Origin of the sequence: Hallella bergensis DSM 17361, from assembly GCF_000160535.1 — a bacterium.
Classification (GTDB): Bacteria; Bacteroidota; Bacteroidia; order Bacteroidales; family Bacteroidaceae; genus Prevotella; species Prevotella bergensis.
The window spans coordinates 569,753-588,475 of sequence record NZ_GG704781.1; the positions used below are offsets into that span (position 1 = coordinate 569,753).

At 46.1% G+C, this 18,723-nt stretch carries 13 protein-coding genes and 2 tRNA genes; 12 read left to right on the forward strand and 3 right to left on the reverse strand.

Annotated elements, in window-relative coordinates; all coding sequences use genetic code 11:
- Positions 1 to 17: 17 nt before the first annotated feature.
- Positions 18 to 764, forward strand: coding sequence for an ABC transporter ATP-binding protein (locus HMPREF0645_RS06340; protein ID WP_007174094.1), 747 nt, complete (start codon positions 18 to 20; stop codon positions 762 to 764).
- 38 nt (positions 765 to 802) lie between these two features.
- On the opposite strand, the gene HMPREF0645_RS06345 is transcribed toward HMPREF0645_RS06340, so the two are convergent.
- The 3 genes from HMPREF0645_RS06345 to HMPREF0645_RS06355 all read right to left on the reverse strand — a co-directional run bounded on the left by HMPREF0645_RS06345 (position 803) and on the right by HMPREF0645_RS06355 (position 5,171).
- Entirely contained in the window at positions 803 to 2,194 is a 1,392-nt protein-coding gene (locus HMPREF0645_RS06345; RefSeq protein WP_007174095.1) for an MATE family efflux transporter, read from the reverse strand.
- A gap of 672 nt (positions 2,195 to 2,866) precedes the next feature.
- A complete protein-coding gene (locus HMPREF0645_RS06350; RefSeq protein WP_052300840.1) occupies positions 2,867 to 3,505 on the reverse strand; it encodes a BamJ family beta-barrel-assembly machinery protein in 639 nt (212 codons plus the stop codon).
- A gap of 97 nt (positions 3,506 to 3,602) precedes the next feature.
- Positions 3,603 to 5,171, reverse strand: coding sequence for a glycine--tRNA ligase (locus tag HMPREF0645_RS06355; RefSeq protein WP_007174097.1), 1,569 nt, complete (start codon positions 5,169 to 5,171; stop codon positions 3,603 to 3,605).
- Between the two features lie 511 nt (positions 5,172 to 5,682).
- On the opposite strand from HMPREF0645_RS06355, the gene HMPREF0645_RS06365 reads away from it, so the two are divergent.
- The 11 genes from HMPREF0645_RS06365 (at position 5,683) to HMPREF0645_RS06415 (ending at position 18,330) form a co-directional block, all read left to right on the forward strand.
- Positions 5,683 to 5,770 (forward strand) — tRNA-Ser (locus HMPREF0645_RS06365).
- A gap of 45 nt (positions 5,771 to 5,815) precedes the next feature.
- Positions 5,816 to 6,688, forward strand: coding sequence for a MotA/TolQ/ExbB proton channel family protein (locus HMPREF0645_RS06370; protein ID WP_007174099.1), 873 nt, complete (start codon positions 5,816 to 5,818; stop codon positions 6,686 to 6,688).
- A 5-nt stretch (positions 6,689 to 6,693) separates the two neighbouring features.
- Entirely contained in the window at positions 6,694 to 7,191 is a 498-nt protein-coding gene (locus HMPREF0645_RS06375; RefSeq protein WP_007174100.1) for a hypothetical protein, read from the forward strand.
- Entirely contained in the window at positions 7,188 to 7,739 is a 552-nt protein-coding gene (locus HMPREF0645_RS06380) for an ExbD/TolR family protein (protein ID WP_044123343.1), read from the forward strand. Before HMPREF0645_RS06375 ends, HMPREF0645_RS06380 begins: the two co-directional genes overlap by 4 nt.
- Complete coding sequence (locus HMPREF0645_RS06385) at positions 7,736 to 8,215, forward strand: ExbD/TolR family protein (protein WP_007174102.1); 480 nt, start codon at positions 7,736 to 7,738, stop codon at positions 8,213 to 8,215. The genes HMPREF0645_RS06380 and HMPREF0645_RS06385 overlap by 4 nt, the downstream gene beginning before the upstream one ends.
- Before the next feature lie 213 nt (positions 8,216 to 8,428).
- On the forward strand, positions 8,429 to 11,179 hold the full coding sequence (locus HMPREF0645_RS06390; protein WP_007174103.1) for a DNA gyrase/topoisomerase IV subunit A: 2,751 nt from the start codon (positions 8,429 to 8,431) through the stop codon (positions 11,177 to 11,179).
- A gap of 1 nt (position 11,180) precedes the next feature.
- Positions 11,181 to 11,984, forward strand: a complete 804-nt coding sequence (locus HMPREF0645_RS06395; protein ID WP_044123443.1) for a DUF3316 domain-containing protein — start codon at positions 11,181 to 11,183, stop codon at positions 11,982 to 11,984.
- Between the two features lie 36 nt (positions 11,985 to 12,020).
- Complete coding sequence (locus HMPREF0645_RS06400; protein WP_007174105.1) at positions 12,021 to 13,025, forward strand: S41 family peptidase; 1,005 nt, start codon at positions 12,021 to 12,023, stop codon at positions 13,023 to 13,025.
- Positions 13,026 to 13,066: 41 nt separating this feature from the next.
- Positions 13,067 to 15,913 (forward strand): glycoside hydrolase family 3 C-terminal domain-containing protein, encoded by a 2,847-nt coding sequence (locus HMPREF0645_RS06405; protein ID WP_007174106.1) that lies wholly within the window; start codon positions 13,067 to 13,069, stop codon positions 15,911 to 15,913.
- Positions 15,914 to 16,055: 142 nt separating this feature from the next.
- Complete coding sequence (locus HMPREF0645_RS06410; protein WP_007174107.1) at positions 16,056 to 18,188, forward strand: Tex family protein; 2,133 nt, start codon at positions 16,056 to 16,058, stop codon at positions 18,186 to 18,188.
- A 60-nt stretch (positions 18,189 to 18,248) separates the two neighbouring features.
- Positions 18,249 to 18,330, forward strand: a tRNA-Leu gene (locus HMPREF0645_RS06415).
- Positions 18,331 to 18,723: the final 393 nt, after the last annotated feature.

Genomic DNA, 18,723 nt, shown 5'->3' on the forward strand with positions numbered 1-18,723 from the left:
AACGATATACAGATTTTATGCAAATAGATATCAGCAATCTGGTTAAATCATTTGGTGAGAAAACCGTTGTAAACATCCCACAGTTCACCATACATCACGGAGAAATCTTAGGACTGGTAGGTAACAACGGTGCTGGCAAAACCACCCTGTTCCGTCTTATGCTCGATTTGCTCCAGGCCAGTCAAGGTAATGTGTTTCTCACCCCCATGAAAGAGGAGGGCGACCAAGAGCCAGATCCCATCGATCCGGCACAGTCAGAGGAGTGGAAAAAAATAACAGGTGCATATATTGACGAAGGATTTCTCATCGACTTTCTTACTCCGGAAGAGTATATTGATTTCATAGCCAAGGTAAACGGAATAGAGACCATAGACTGGAAAAACATTGAGTCAAGTCCTATAGGCCAATATCTTCCTTTTACCAATGGCGAAATTTTCGGACAGAAAAAATATATTCGAAACCTCAGCGCAGGTAATAAACAAAAAGTAGGGATCATCTCCATTTTATTCACCCAACCAGAATTAATCATTCTTGATGAGCCCTTTAACTTTCTTGATCCGTCAGGACAAAACATTCTCAAGAAACTTTTAACTGATTATCATGCCAACACGGGAGCAACCCTACTAATCAGTAGTCATAATTTGCAACACACCGTAGACATCAGCACCCGAATAACTTTGCTCGAACATGGGCAAATCGTTGAAGATCTCTCTAACGAAAAAGGCAGTGCCAGAGAAACACTGGAGGCATACTTTAAGGCTTGAGTCCTTTTATTTTTGCAGTTCACCAACAATATGATAGTTCAAGCTTTGGCCGAAACTTTCAGCGATTTCATCCAACTACCGCGCCATATACGTACCAGGAAGATAATGCCACGGAACGTCAACTCACTGGCCATTGCCACCCATACACCCTTAAGTCCGTACTGCTGGGCAAGATAATAAGCCAAAGACAGACGCACACACCACATTGAAATAAGATTCATGACAGCGGGCTTGAGGGTGTCACCAGCTCCCACACACACAGAATAGCTCACGATGGAAGCGGCAAAGAACGGCTCAGCAAAGGCCTCGATGCGCAATACTGCGGCACCAAGCTCGCGAATCTCGTCCACGGGAGAGAGGAATCCGATCATTTCCGGTGCAAAAATATACATCAACACACCCATAAACGCCATAACCAGCATACCGATACCAATGGTCATGTGAGCGAAACTCCGACACAGGTCGTTGCGCCCCGCACCATGGGTCTGCCCCACCAGCGTTGTGGCCGCTTCGCCGATACCGTAACCGGGCATATAGCAGAGACTCTCCGCAGTGATGGCAAACGAATTGGCTGCTATGGCAAAGTTGCCCAGCGGAGCCACAATGAGCGTACTCACCACTTGCGCTCCACTCATCAACACAGACTGAATAGCAATGGGCAAGCTGATTTTCAGGGCATTGCGAACATAATCCCACACCCAAACAAAAGGCGTATGGTCAAGATGGAGCGCCAAAATCTTGTTACGACGCACGGCCATGTACGACATGGGGATTACTGTCAAAACATAGGCACTCATTGTACCCAGAGCGGCTCCCATAACGCCGAGTTCAAGTATATAGATATAAAAATAGTTGAAAACTACATCAAGTATACATAGAATAATGCTCAGTATACTCGGGATGTGCATATCGCCGGAACTCTTCTGCATGGCACTCATCAGGTGATAGAGCAACACCACGGGAAGTGTGAGCGAATAAATAAGAAAGTAGACAGAAGCATCGGAAGCAATATCTGCTCCCCCTCCCAGCCAAAAAGGCAACGGACTGTGGATAGTCACTCCTATTGCACTCATCAGTAATGCAAAAATCAAACCACAAACAATGGCATGACGAAACACCTGCCGAGCCTTGAAGAAATCGTTGGCTCCAATGAAATGAGCTACCTGTACGGAAAAACCGATACTCGCTGCACTCATCACCGAGCCCATGAGCCACGTGGTGGTTTCCACCAAGCCGATGCTTGCGGAGGCCTCTGCTCCCAGATGTCCCACCATAGATGCATCGATAAAAAACATCATTACCGTGGTGATCTGTGCCAGCATGGACGGAATACTCAGTTCTACAATAAGGTTGAACTTCTCCCTGCCACTCAACGGTAGTTGCTCCCGTATCTTAGCCAGCAAAGCCTCACTTCGTTTGTTACTTAACATATATATGGTTTGCGCGTGTAAAGGTACATAGTTTTACATAAAATGCAAAATGAAACTGCATTATAAAAGGCGATTTTCCTTGCGGAATCGCCTCACATATATGGAGTAGTCTACTCTCTTTAAAATAGAAATCCCATCACAGGATTGCCTCTCCACCATCGACATGTGGCAGCCCTTTGCTGCTCACATGATTTGCTCTCTGACATCATCAATCTTTCTACCTCTCCTTCCATTCCTGTTATCCTGACTCGTCAAAGCTACTGCTTGCGACAGGCGCATCCATCACGGTTGCTCAGCTACCTTTTGTTGGTTACTTCTCTGGCCTATCTTCTTGTTTCCTGAATTTACATCTTTTCTATTGCCATTCTGTACCTATCGAACTATTCTATTTGTTGGCATGCATTTTCTGTGCTGACTCATGATCTCTGCTATAGCAAATCCTCCTATAATGTCTCTCTAATTTTCATGTCATTTGACTAATCGTAGGACACATTCTCATGTATCGGACTGTCTTCTGTTCTGAAGACGATGCAAAGATAGAGTGAATTATCAAACTCAACAACCATTCGATTGTTTTTTCATACAAAAAGATATAATTCTTGACCTGTGTCAAGAAAGTGTGCGCGTACACAGAAAGTGATTCGGGAGAGATTCCCGACAATCTCTTCTCGCCTACTCGACCTGCCAGCTATAGTTCCCCTTGGCTTTGAAATCGGGAACCGATTGTCCTGCAGAATAGTAAGAAACGAGTTTGATGGTAAATACAAGCACGGAGTATGCCGGTATTGAGGAATTGGCTTTCGTTCCATAACCCAATGTCCAAGGCACATACACCTCCCACTCATCACCAATGTGCATGTGCTGCAGAGCCGTGGCAAAGCCGTCGGTAAGTTTACTAACATGGAACTGTGCTGGGGCGGCAGTCTCATAAGTCGCTGTACTGCTACCCATTGAGGAGTCGAACTCATAGCCATTGGGGTACGAGGCTGAAGCGGTCAGTCTGCCCCTGTAATGTACTCGCACAGAATCAGTATACAGGGGGCACCCCACTCCAGAGCCCTCATTCAGCACGTGCACCACAATATATGAGGTATTATCGGCATGAACTGAATCCTCGTAGCTCCAGTTTTTATAAATTTTCCAGTTAGTATCCCCTCTGGCCACACTTTCCTTAGCCTGGGCATAGATACTGTTCCAACGTTTGATATTGGTGTTTTGCCAATCTTCAAACTCCTCAACATCGTCTGACGACTCTGAACAGGAACTGAAAAGTAAAAAGGTAAAAAGGCAAAAAGGTAAAAAAACTACCATACCCTTTAATATATTGATAGACGACTTCTTCATACTACAGATGTAATTCATAAAATTTACTGCATTTTTGCTTGTTTATCTTTCTACTTCTAAAGTCTTATTGATCCCAACCTTCAATTTGTTTGCCAAGTTTCTTCAGCAGCGAGGTAATGCTCACACGGTCCTCGATGATGGATCGCAGTTCACTGATATCAACGCGCTCTTGCTCCATGCTATCACGAAAACGCACAGTTACCTTGTGATCATTGGGCGTATCGTGGTCAACTGTCACGCAGAATGGCGTTCCTACTGCGTCCTGACGGCGATAGCGTTTGCCAATAGAATCTTTGGGGTCACCATAGTGGGTATTGAAGTGGAACTTCAAATCGTCCACAATCTTGTGTGCTATTTCAGGCAGTCCATCCTTCTTGTCAAGCGGGAACACTGCACATTTCACGGGTGCCAACGCCTCTGGCAGACGTAACACTACGCGAGTATCGCCATTCTCTAACTGTTCCTCGGTGTAGGCGTGGCACATCACACTGAGAAACATACGGTCCACGCCGATAGAGGTTTCCACCACGTAGGGCACGTAGCTCTGTTCGGTATCCGAATCAAAATACTTGATACCGCGGCCACTAAACTTTTCGTGCTGTGAGAGGTCGTAATCAGTGCGGCTGTGGATGCCTTCTACTTCTTTAAAACCAAACGGCATCTTGAATTCAATATCAGTGGCTGCATTAGCATAGTGAGCCAACTTGTCGTGGTCGTGGTAACGATAGTTCTCATGCCCCATACCAAGTCCCTCATGCCAAGCCAGACGAGCCTTCTTCCAGTATTCAAACCATTTCATCTCACTGCCGGGCTGGCAGAAGAACTGCATCTCCATCTGCTCAAATTCGCGCATGCGGAACACAAACTGGCGTGCAACAATCTCATTACGGAAAGCCTTACCAATCTGAGCAATACCGAATGGCAGTTTCATACGGCCAGTCTTCTGCACGTTCAGGTAGTTCACAAAGATGCCCTGAGCTGTTTCCGGACGCAGGTATATTTTGTTGGTTGCATCTGAAAGCGACCCCATCTCTGTGGAAAACATCAGGTTAAACTGACGCACATCGGTCCAGTTCTTTGTGCCGCTGATGGGATCAACAATACCCTCATCAATGATGATTTGTTTCAGGGCTTCGAGGTCTGGCCCCTGCATGGCCTCAGCATAGCGGGCATGCAATGCCTCCCGCTTCTTCTGATTGTCAAGCACACGGGGATTGGTCTCGCGGAACTTGGCCTCATCAAAACTCTCGCCAAATCGCTTAGCTGCCTTCTTGATTTCCTTTTCTATCTTCTCATCGTACTTGGCCATCTGGTCTTCGATCAGTACGTCGGCACGATAACGTTTCTTGGAGTCTCGATTATCAATCAATGGGTCATTGAATGCATCAACGTGGCCACTGGCCTTCCACACCGTGGGGTGCATGAAGATACTGGCATCGATGCCCACAATATTCTCATGGAGCAGCACCATGGACTGCCACCAGTATTGTTTGATATTATTCTTAAGCTCCACTCCGTTCTGACCGTAGTCATAAACAGCTGCGAGTCCATCGTAAATATCTGAACTTGGGAAGACAAAGCCGTATTCCTTGCAATGGCTCACTATCTTCTTGAAAACATCATCTTGTGCCATATTTCATATTTTTATTGAATATACTTTGTGCAAAGTTACTGCTTTTTCCGTGATTAAAGCAACGAAAAGGCATTAAATTAACAAGATGGGAACCTAATTCATGGTGTTGCAGGTCATTTGATATCTTTTATAAAAACAAGAAACATGGATGCAGCAATACTCGAAACAGTCAAAAACAGGCATTGAATAGGCACCAACCAAACCAAGGTGAGCAACCTTTTAATGCCTTTATATATTTTCTCAACGAGATGAGGATAGTTAGGCAGCGTCTGGCGGTCGAAAGACGATCGTATTGCGGTTGACAGACGATCGTTTCGCGTCCGATAGACAATCGTCTCGCATTCGACAGACGACCACATGAGGCCCAGAATAGAGTTGTACATCGCTAATCTGCTATCTGGAAAAAATCATTAAAGAAACATAAAATTAAACACCAAATTTCTTTTATTTGCACGAAATGTAATACTTTTGCAGCTGTAAATAAAATTTTACAAGGTCAAGCCACAATCAAGGAGAGATGCTCGAGTGGTTGAAGAGGCCCGCCTGGAAAGCGCGTAAACGCCAAAAGCGTTTCGGGGGTTCGAATCCCCCTCTCTCCGCAGAATGTTTGACCATTTTTATTTTTGAATTAATTCCCCATAGAGATGAAAAACTTGGTCAAACGTCTCATATTACCCTTCATTTTAGTCTTATGCTGTTGTTTCCTGCATGCACAAAGCACGCCCAATGTGCAAGGCAAAAAAGTGGATAAAAACACAGAAGTACACGCTGATTCAGCCGACTTGCAGGAGAGGGCTGACAGTGCGGCATCGGACGACTTTCTTGACGAAGTATTAACCGAGACAGACAGTGCCCAGATGACACCGATAGAAAGTGTCAGTTTTCACAAAGCCTTGAAGACCAAATTTATCGAGGGTAATGCCGGCTTCATGTCATTGGTAGCCCTTGCGCTGGTTCTTGGTTTGGCTTTCTGTATTGAACGCATGATCTATTTGAGTTTGTCGGAAATCAACGCTAAAAAATTTATGAATGATCTCGACAAGAAGTTGGCATCCGGCGATATTGACGGTGCCAAATCACAATGTCGTGAGACTCGCGGACCAGTGGCTTCAATCTGCTATCAGGGATTGGAACGCATAAACGAAACCATTGACAATATTGAGCGGTCTGTTGTAAGCTACGGTTCGGTCCAAAGTGCTAACCTCGAAAAAGGATGCTCCTGGATTACCCTTTTTATTGTAATGGCACCATCTTTAGGTTTTTTGGGAACGGTTATTGGTATGGTGATGGCCTTCGACCAGATACAAACCGCAGGCGATATTAGCCCAACGATCGTTGCATCTGGAATGAAAGTGGCTTTAATTACCACGATTTTTGGTATTATCGTGGCATTAATCTTGCAAATTTTTTACAATTACATTCTCTCTAAAATCGAACATTTAACCTCACAGATGGAAGAGTCGGCCATTAGTCTGCTCGACAGTGTGATGAGGTATAAGCTGAAAAACTCTAAATAACAGCTATGAACAACATGAAGAAATGGTCTGCCGAGAAGATGTCGATGCGTGTGTTCTACGTGTTGACAGCGTTGTGTATAGCCGTTTTTGCGTTGTTTTGGCTTGCTGGTTACGAACGTCCTTTTACTGATAATCCTAACTTCAACGCCCCGCTTTTTACGGATGCCGTTATCGTGTTAGGCTATTTGATCACTGCGACAGGCGTTGGCATATCCCTGTGGGCTGTTGTACGGGCTTTGAAAATCAGGGGACGAGGTGAGAGCTACGATAACAATATTGCTGTAAAGAAGATCAGTTACAGTATTACAATTGGGGTATTGGGGCTACTCTTGTTGACATTTATTGCTGGTTCGTCTGCTGAAATGACTATTAACGGCATACCATTTACCAACCAATTCTGGTTGAAAATGTCGGACATGTTCATCTACACATCGCTTATCCTGATGGGGGTTGCCATAGGAACGGTGATCTATGGCGCATCAAAATATACTCGTAGGAAATGAGATTCTACCATCGACGACATCGAGTACCCGAACTTAATACCACATCGACGGCAGACATATCCTTTATGCTGTTGATCTTTTTCCTTGTCACAACCAATATGGATGTGGACAAAGGATTGATGCGCCAGCTCCCTCCTGCCGAAGTGCAGGAGCAGGAAGAGTCGTTCGTAGCCAAAGGAACCATGATGACATTACGGCTAACAGCCGATAACAAGCTGTTAGCCGATGGTAAACCTATAGCGATGAAGCAGCTGCGCCGGCATACGGAAGCGTTTGTAAGAAAAATCGGAAAAAAGCACCTTATTAAAATAGATGCGGCACCAGAGGCGAAATACGACATCTATTTTCAAATGCAAAATGAGTTAGTCTCAGCTTATCGTAATCTTAGGAATGAAACTTCACGGCGCCTTTTTCATCAAGATTATGCTTCACTTTCCCAAGAGCAGCGCGACAGGGTGAAGTTGGAATGTCCCCAGCGCATTGCAGAGCAATATAATGGAATACCGACAGAAGGAAATCAGGTTTCGGCGGAAGGAGGCAAGGAATGAGTATGTTTTCTCACCGTCGGCATCAGGTTCCCGGACTCAACACGGCCTCATTGCCCGACTTGATATTTACGGTTCTCTTTTTTTTCATGATCGTTACACACATGCAAAAGAATGTCGTGAAGGTAAAATTCCATGTACCACAAGGTACAGAGCTGACACGACTCACCAAGAAAACAGCCGTCACCTATATATATATAGGACATCCCTCTACCAAGGTGCAAACCTCGGGCAAATACAATACTCGTGTGCAGATTAATGACAAATTTGTTTCTATTGATAAGATTGCCGATTACGTGTCGGCAGAGCAAGCACGTATGTCTCCTGAAGACCGTCGACATATGACTGTATCGATCAAGGCAGACAAGGACACCCCTATGGGAATTATTACCGAAGTGAAACAAGCCCTGCGACTGGCTAACGCCACACGAATTACATATTCAGCAGAAGAACGTAAAAAGCAAAGTCGCCGACCATAAGGCTTGACTTTCGTATCCAAGTGCTGGAATAATAGGGCTATATGATGGTGCCAAATCTATTTTTTAAAATTATAATCAGAAAACAAGGCACCCAACCGTCAACAAAGTATACGAAATATAAAATGTCGATAAAGTTAATCTGACATTTGACTTTCTTGCTTTTCCATTTTTTTTAGTATCTTTGAAGTCTAAAACAGTATAGTCAAATTACCTATGGACGACGATAAAAGCAAAGACAAAGATAAGAACGACAACATCCTACATGGAAACCATCATCAGGACTCAACACCCCAAGAGAATTCCGATGAAAGTACTGACGAATATAGTGGTGAGGAATTGCATTCGGATTACAAGGTAGCAGGGCAATTTGATGCATCTGCGGTGCACCACTTAAGTGGCATGTACAAGAACTGGTTTCTCGACTATGCATCCTACGTGATATTGGAACGTGCCGTGCCCGACATTGAGGACGGACTGAAGCCCGTGCAGCGGCGCATTCTGCACTCCATGAAACGCATGGACGACGGCAGATATAACAAGGTGGCCAACATCGTGGGTCACACCATGCAGTTCCACCCCCACGGCGATGCGTCCATTGGCGATGCCCTCGTGCAGCTTGGACAGAAAGACCTGCTCATTGATACGCAGGGAAACTGGGGGAACATTCTCACTGGTGACCGTGCTGCTGCCCCTCGCTACATTGAAGCCAGACTCTCGAAGTTTGCCTTGGAAACCGTATTCAACCCCAAGACTACGGAATGGCAGCAAAGTTATGACGGTCGCAACAAGGAGCCGGTAACATTGCCAGTAAAGTTTCCCTTGCTGTTGGCTCAAGGAGCTGAAGGTATTGCCGTGGGACTGAGTAGTAAGGTGTTGCCACATAATTTCAACGAACTGTGCGATGCCGCCATCAGCTATCTCCGGGGTAAGGAATTTGAACTCTATCCCGACTTCCCCACCGGCGGAGCTATTGACATATCAAAATACAATGACGGACAGCGTGGAGGAACGGTGCGCGTGCGTGCTAAAATCGAAAAACTCGACAGTAAAACGCTCGTTATCCGAGAAGTGCCCTTCACCAAGACGGCAGCATCGCTTCAGGAATCGATCACCAGAGCCATTGAAAAGGGGAAAATCAAAGCTCGCCGCGTCATTGATATGACCGCACGAGACGTGGAAATCCAAGTGCAGCTCTCCCCGGGGATATCATCGGACAAAACGATTGATGCTCTGTATGCATTCACCGACTGTGAAATCAATATTTCGCCCAACTGCTGCGTGATAGATGGAAACAAGCCGGCTTTCCTTACCATCAGCGACGTGCTCAAGCATAATGCTGACCGCACGATGGGACTGCTCAGGACGGAGTTGCTCATTCGCAAGGGCGAATTGGAGGAAATGTTGTTTTTCGCTTCCTTAGAACGAATCTTCATAGAAGAGCGGATGTATAAGGAGAAAAAATTTGAACAGGCACCCAGTCAGAAGGCTGTGCTGGCTTTTCTGGACAGCAAATTCGAACCGTTCAAGAAAGATCTCATCAGGGAAATCAGGGAGGATGACTACCTCCGGCTGCTTGAAATCAAGATGCAACGAATCCTGAAATACAATAAGGACAAGGCCGACCAACTGATGAAAAAGACGATGGCCGAGATCAAGGGCATCGACCACGACCTGGCTCACATGACCGATGTCACCATTGCCTGGTACAAGCATTTGAAGAACACATATGGCAAAGACTATCCGCGACTCACGGAGATTCGCAGCTTCGACACCATCGATGCGGCCACAGTAGTCGAAGCTAACGAGAAACTATATATCAACCGTCAGGACGGGTTTGTTGGAACTGGGTTGAAAAAACATGAGTTTGTGTGTAACTGCTCTGACCTTGATGACATCATTATCTTCTACCGTGACGGAAAATACAAAGTTATGAAGGTTGCCGACAAGATATTTGTAGGCAAAAATATTATATGGGTGCAGGTATTCAACAAGAATGACAAGCGTACCATTTACAATGCTGTCTACCGTGACGGTAAAAATGGGTATAGCTATATTAAACGGTTCAATGTGACAAGCATGACCCGAGACCGCGAATACGACATCACACAAGGCAAGCCTGGTTCAAGGGTTCTTTATTTCACAGCGAATCCCAATGGCGAAGCCGAAATTATCAAGGTGACACTCGACCCAGATCCCAAAAAGAAAAAACAAAACATATTCTTGGAAATGGATTTCTCGGATGTCAAGATCAAAGGGCGAACAGCTAAGGGCAACATATTGACGAAGCGAGGCGTGCATCGCATCACTTTAAAAAGCCACGGACGCTCCACGTTGGGTGGTCGTAAGGTTTGGTTTGATCAGGACGTTAATCGCATTAACTACGAGGATCACGGTCGCTTACTCGGAGAATTCAACGATGGCGACAGCATTTTGGTAGTGCTTGACAACGGCGATTTCTATATCTCTGACTTTGATGCGAACAACCACTATGAGAAAAATATCAAAGTGTTGGAGAAATGGGATGCCAATAAAATTTGGACCGCTCTGCTTTATGATGCCGACAACCAAGACTATCCCTATATCAAGCGATTCCGTATGGAAGCAACCAAACGACATCAAAATTATATCAGTGACAATCCGGAAAGTAAGCTCATACTGCTCACCGACACTGCCTATCCACGCTTCAAGGTGACTTTCGGTGGCGATGACGCGGTACGTCCAGCCATGGAAATTGATGCAGAAGAATATATAGGGGTCAAGGGTTTCAAGGCGAAGGGTAAGCGTGTGTCGACATGGAATGTGGCCAGAATAGAGGAGCTGGAGCCAATGCGGAAGCCTGAACCAGAAATCATAGAAGAAGAGGGCAATGAGCAGGAAAATCTTGATCCGGATGCGGGCAAGTCGCAACAACAGATCATTGACGAGATGACCGGACAGCTCAGCCTGTTCAATGACAATGATTAGCATGCCTAACAACAGATATAAGCAGATACTTGTCGCGACTCTGTGGCTTGCGATAAGCATGACTGTTATTGCACAGGACGACGTGAAAACATCGAAAAATCCAGTGCAAACAGAGCGATCGGGTATGCTCGCAGTGGGACATACCAGTATTCTCGACACTTACCTGTCACAGGAAACATTCCAAGGTACGGAAATAAGGTACACAGCGCAATCGCTACGACAACGAACCAATAGCAAAATTTCGCGCGAATCATCGCATCATCTCCTTTTGTCATCGGCAGGCACACGGGGTAATAACAAGTCACTGCTTACTGCGATGTACAACTTTAAGATAGGATGGTATCACGGCTGGGAGTTAGAAGGTTATGACATCAATGTCAGGATTGGGGGACTGGCTGATGGCACGCTGGGTGGGTCATACAATACCCGGAATTCTAACAATCCTGCACAAGCCCGCATCTCGCTCTCAGTAAATCCGGCGATTCGAACCATGTGGAAATTCCGTATATGGAAGTACCCTCTTAAATTAAACTATGAAGTGTCGACGCCCTTGATAGGTTTAGCTTTCTCGCCTAATTACGGGCAATCCTATTATGAAATTTTCTCAGAAGGAAACTATGATCACAACATTGTAGTGATCACTCCTTTCAAGGCACCTCAACTGTATCAAAGACTCACTCTCGACTTTAAACTTTGGCGCACAACACTGAGTTTCGGTTATATGGGCGACCTGCGGCAAATGGAAGCCAACAGCCTAAAATATCACCAATATACCCATGCTATTGTACTGGGTTGGAAATACTGATCACCCCCACCCTATACTTACCAAGGCTTGACTGCTATGAAAAATAAGTTCCTACTCTCTATCACTTCTCTTATCCTGCTGACATTGTCAGCTTGCGTCACTGAAGATGAATTTGCCGATAACCCTCGTGGCAACTTCGAAGCCTTGTGGAAGATTATGGACGAACACTATTGCTTCTTTAAAGAGAAAGGTGTGGACTGGAATGAGGTGTACTCAAAATACAGCAAGCAAATCAATGAGGAGATGACGAAAAACCAGCTGTTTGAGGTGATGTGCAATATGCTGGCCGAGGTAAAAGACGGGCATGTTAATCTGTTCTCTCCCTTCGATCTTGGACGGTATTGGGGATTTCACGAGAAATATCCAAGTAACTACAGCGACACGCTGATTAACAAATATCTGGGCACTGACTATAAAATCGCAGGCGGTTTTCGCTACCGAATCTTAGATGATAACGTGGGATACATCCAATGTTCCACATTCCAAAACAGCATTGGAGCAAGCAACCTTGACGAGATTCTCCTATATCTTGCTCCATGCAACGGACTCATCATCGACCTGCGACAAAACGGCGGAGGTCTTGTAACTTCGGCAGAGGAATTGGCAGCACGATTCACCAACGAACCTCTGCTTGTGGGATATATGAGACATAAGACAGGGAAGGGTCACAACGACTTCTCAAAAATGACAGAGCAAACACTGAAACCGGCAAGGAGAGTAAGATGGCAAAAGAAAGTAGTAGTGCTGACCAACAGACAAGTGTTTTCTGCTGCCAATGAATTTGTAAAATACATGAAATGTTGTCCCAAAGCAACCATCATGGGAGACAAGACTGGCGGAGGTGCCGGACTGCCCTTTTCAAGTGAAATACCAAACGGCTGGAGTGTACGCTTCTCGGCATGTCCCATGTATGACAAGGACAAACAAAGCACCGAAGACGGTATCATGCCTGACATTTCTGTATCACTCAGCCTTGTGGATTTCTGGCGTGGACAAGACACGATTATTGAAGCTGCACGAGCATTTCTCCGCAACCCATAAGTCAATGTGAATAAAATCTTTGGTTCAATCATCAAAAGTATATGGATAAAACAAAGCGTTACCTATTATCTTTAGCACTGTTGTGCCTTGCCATGGGGAACCAGGTCTCTGCACAACGTCCGAACAGTTATCGTTCCAATCTATCGGTTTACAACTTACCCAAGAATAAAATCTATCGACAAGGTTGGATAGACCTGAACAAGAACGGCAAGAAAGACACCTACGAGGATGCTTCCGCACCATTGAACGACCGCATCAATGACCTTCTTGAACAAATGACCATAGAGGAAAAGACCAACCAAATGGTGACCTTATATGGATACAAACGGGTCTTGGAGGATGATCTTCCCAATGCCGGTTGGAAACAAAAATTATGGAAGGACGGCATTGGAGCCATTGACGAACACCTGAATGGCTTTGTCCAATGGGGGTTGCCACCATCGGACAACCCTTGGGTTTGGCCGGCTTCAAAGCATGCATGGGCTATCAATGAGGTGCAGAGATTCTTTGTTGAGGAGACCCGATTGGGCATACCCGTAGACTTCACCAATGAAGGCATCAGGGGTATAGAAAGTTATAAGGCAACTAATTTTCCTACGCAGTTGGGACTGGGTACGACATGGAACCGCCAACTGATTCGCCAAGTAGGCTATATCACGGGACGCGAGGCGCGGTTGCTCGGATACACGAACGTCTATGCACCTATTCTCGACGTAGGCAGGGATCAGCGCTGGGGACGCTACGAAGAGATTTATGGTGAAAGTCCGTTCCTCGTTGCCGAACTGGGTATTCAAATGACAAGAGGCTTGCAAACTGATTTTCAGGTGGCCTCGACGGCAAAGCACTTTGCTGCATACAGCAACAACAAAGGCGGACGGGAAGGCATGTCGCGCGTAGACCCGCAAATGCCACCGCGCGAGGTGGAGAACATCCACCTGTATCCTTGGGAAAGAGTGGTGCAAGAAGCTGGACTTCTTGGTGCAATGAGCTCGTACAACGACTATGATGGCATCCCCATTCAAGGAAGCTATCATTGGCTAACAGAAGTTCTGCGCCATCGTTTTGGCTTCAGGGGTTATATCGTCTCAGACAGTGATGCCCTCGAATATCTGTTCTCCAAGCACCATACTGCTGCCGACATGAAAGAGGCAGTTTATCAGGCTGTCATGGCCGGACTTAATGTGAGGTGCACATTCCGCTCGCCAGACTCTTTTGTCCTGCCATTGAGAGAGCTAATCCGCGAGGGAAGAATTCCAATGTCTGTCATCGACCGGTTGGTTGGAGATATCCTTCGCGTTAAATTCATTACCGGCATCTTCGACAATCCTTACCAAATGAACTTAAAAGCAGCGGACCAGGAAGTGAACAGTGAGCGCAACCAGGCTGTGGCACTGCAAGCTTCGCGCCAATCTATCGTATTGCTCAAGAACCAAGACAGGCTGCTTCCCCTGGACCGTTCCAAACTCAGGCGTATCCTGGTGTGCGGCCCCAACGCCGACGATGCCTCCTACGCACTCACCCACTATGGTCCACTCGCCGTCGACGTGACAACCGTCCTCGAAGGTATTAGAGACAAGGTGGAAAACAACATTGAGGTCTCTTACGCCAAGGGTTGTGATGTTGTAGACCCTCACTGGCCAGAATCAGAAATCATCGGCTATCCCATGACAAGCCAGGAACAGCAAGATATAGACCATGCCGTCGCATTGGCCAAGGAGAGCGACGTAGCCATCGTTGTTTTGGGTGGCAACAGTCGCACCTGCGGAGAAAACAAATCAAGGTCTTCATTGGATCTGCCAGGGCGCCAGTTGGATTTGCTGAAAGCTGTCCAGGCTACCGGCAAGCCCGTTGTCCTGGTGTTAATCAACGGACGTCCACTGTCTGTTAATTGGGCTGATCGGTTCATTCCCGCCATCGTGGAGGCATGGTACCCAGGCTCTCAGGGTGGGACGGCCGTGGCAGACGTTCTGTTTGGTGACTACAATCCCGGTGGAAAGCTCACGGTTACTTTTCCTAAGAGTGTGGGACAGATTCCGTTCAACTTCCCGTCGAAGCCGGCCTCACAAGTTGATGGAGGAAACAAGCTGGGATTGCAAGGCAATGCTTCACGTATTAACGGCGCTCTCTACTCCTTTGGCCATGGGCTGAGCTATACCACTTTCAAATATTCTAATCTTCGGCTGTCGAAAGAGACCATGACCCTCAACGATTCCATCAACATCAGTTGTGACGTGTCCAATACAGGTGACAGGGAAGGAGACGAGGTTGTGCAACTATACATCCGCGATGTAATAAGTTCAGTAACAACCTATGAGAAAAATCTCCGGGGATTTGATAGAATACACCTGAAACCAGGAGAAACAAAAACTCTGACATTCACTATCAAGCCGGAGCATCTTAAGCTGGTCAACAAAGACTTCGAGAAGGTAGTTGAGCCCGGGGAGTTCAAAATAATGATAGGCGCCTCTTCAGAAGATATCAGGCTGGAAGGAGTATTCAGCGTTATCGACACCCTGCAAACTCAGCCTGCAGGCTCAGGTACTGCCCGACTGGTCGTCGAAACTGATCCTGCATCCGATGACGCTTACAAGGCTGTCGATCATGACATCTCCACTTATTGGTCAGCTACTAAAAAATCATCCATAACAGTTTCAGTTCCTGCCGAAGAACGAACCAACGTTGTGGTTATCCATTGGGGACCCGGCACGTCGAAGGGCGCACCCTTTACACTTCAACTATCAAGTGGTGGCGGCCAATTCTTAGATGTCTATTCGGGAAAAGTTACTGATGATACTTTCAAATGGAAGGTCAATCGATCCGGGGTGAGCGATGTAAGAATCCTCTGCCCATCAGGAAACATTCAGGTTGGAGAAATCAGTATTGAATGATGAAAGGTTCCTTATTATCCTCAATCGGGACCTGTTCGCCCTGAACTGATATGTGCCAAGCTAATTCCGATGCTTAACCAAGCAGTTTTGAGAATACAGCTATTTTGTTTTATTTCTTTAGTTTCAGATTAACTTAAATGACATGAACATATTCACTCCATTCATTGTCTCTAAACTCAACATTCAGGAGCCTCAGGTGGATGCCACGCTCGACCTTCTTGAGGCCGGCTGCACCATTCCCTTTATCAGCCGTTACCGAAAGGAAGCCACGGGCAACCTCAACGAAGTACAGGTTGCAGCAATCAGTGATCTCAACGATAAGCTCAAAGAACTGCAAAAGCGCAAGGATACCATTTTAAAAACTATATCCGAACAAGGCAAGCTCACTGATGAACTGAGTCATCGCATCCATGATAGTTGGAATGTCACGGAACTGGAGGATATCTACATGCCTTTTAAGCCGCGTCGCCGTACACGCGCTCAGGTTGCACGAGAACAAGGTCTCGAGCCCCTTGCCAACATCATCATGCAACAGCGCGAACATACGCCAGAAAACATAGCTGAACGTTTTGTCAAGGGAGATGTCAAAGATGTTGCGTCTGCCCTGAAAGGCGCACAAGACATCATAGCTGAAAACATCAGCGAAAGTGAAGGCTCCCGACAAAATGTGCGACGTGTGTTCCGGCGTGATGCCACAATCTCCTCGCGTGTTATCAACAAGATGAAGGATGAGGAAACAGCACAGAAGTATTCTGACTATTTCTTCTTTAGCGAGGAGTTGAGACGATGTTCGTCCCACCGCCTGTTAGCCATGAGACGCGGGGAGAATGAAGGAATACTCAAAGTTTCTATCACAGCCGATGACGAGGAATGTGTGGACAGGCTCAAGCGTTATTATGTACACGGCTCCGGAACATGCCAAAGATTAGTAGAGGAAGCTGTAGAAGATAGCTATAAACGTCTCATACGGCCATCAATTGAGAATGAATTTGCTGCCCTGAGTAAGGAAAAGGCTGACGATGAAGCTATAACAGTGTTCAAGACAAACCTGCGACAGCTTTTGTTGGCGGCACCACTGGGACAAAAAAGAGTGATGGGTGTAGATCCCGGCATACGAACCGGTTGTAAAGTGGCGATGCTCGATGCACTGGGAAACTTGCTTTATCATGATGTAGTGTTTGCCGTAGGACACCAGGCCGACAAACCTAAACCGAACAGCAAGTCGCCTTTGCAGCGCTTTGAAGAAATAGCAACAAAATTCAAGGCAGAGGCCATCGCTGTAGGCAACGGTACGGGTTCGCGCGAAACGGCAGACATCCTGCGACAGATTAAAGATATTCCCACATACGTTGTGAGTGAAGACGGAGCAAGCATTTATTCAGCTTCCGAAGTGGCCCGAGAAGAGTTTCCCGACCAAGATATCACTGTACGGGGAGCCGTCAGCATTGGCCGACGCCTCATGGATCCTTTAGCAGAACTTGTAAAGATTGACCCGAAAAGCATTGGAGTGGGACAATATCAGCACGATGTTGACCAAAGCAGGCTAAGGCACAGTCTCGACCAAACTGTAGAACTATGTGTCAACTCGGTTGGTGTCAATGTCAATACGGCCAGTAAAAATCTCCTGACTTATGTAAGCGGACTTGGATCATCTTTAGCACAAAACATTATTGACTATCGACAGGAGAATGGTCCGTTTGACTCTCGGAATCAATTCAAGAAGGTACTCCGTCTGGGACCAGTAGCCTTCCAACAATGCGCTGGTTTCCTGCGCATACCTAATGCTAAAAATCCATTGGATAGCAGTGGCGTTCACCCGGAAAGCTATGCTCTTGTAGAGGCTATTGCCGCCGATTGTGGGTGCACAGTTGCAGAGCTAATGAAAAGTCCGGAGTTAAGAAAAAAGATAGACATCCATCGCTATGTCACACCCGAAGTAGGACTTCCAACGTTGCACGACATTCTCATGGAGTTGGAAAAACCCGGTCTCGATCCACGTGACAAGATAGAAACCTTTGAATTTGACCCACGCGTCAAGACGCTGGAAGACGTCGTAACGGGTATGGAGTTGCCCGGCATCGTGACCAATATCACCAACTTCGGCGCATTCGTAGACATCGGTGTGCATCAGGATGGACTGGTACACATCTCTCAACTGGCCAACCGATTCGTGAAAGACCCTAACGACGTGGTGAAACTTCATCAGCACGTCCGGGTCAAGGTTATCGAAGTGGACCGTCGCCGTCGCCGCATTGCACTAACGATGAAATTCTAACAACTTTTTCTCCGATTCTGCACTGTTTGAGAAAATATTGCGTACCTTTGCATTCCAGAAGCGCTTGTGGCGGAATTGGCAGACGCGCTAGACTTAGGATCTAGTGTCTTACGACGTGCAGGTTCGATTCCTGTCAGGCGCACAGACAAAAAATAAAACGAACTATCTAATTGTATTTCAATTATTTAGTTCGTTTTATTTTTTATATTTAGACGTAACCAAGCAAAACATGTTCATTTATAGATGAAATAAATCGCAAGGTCTACCTCGGGCTCAGTAGAAAAAGTATGGAGTTTCAATTTGCTATTGAGATGAACCCATTGGCACAATAAATCCCCGTATTTTTTGAAGAGATGCTCACCATGTACAACATAGATGGAGGGAGGACGGTGAGTATGTACGCTTCAAGATAGCGAATGATTGTTTACGCATTTTCAGTTTTTTCTTTAAAAACCTGCTTATCCCGAACGTAGTTTTTGAAAAATTAAAAATAGTCAATTATTTGAACAAATAACCCTCTCAAATTCGCTTATTT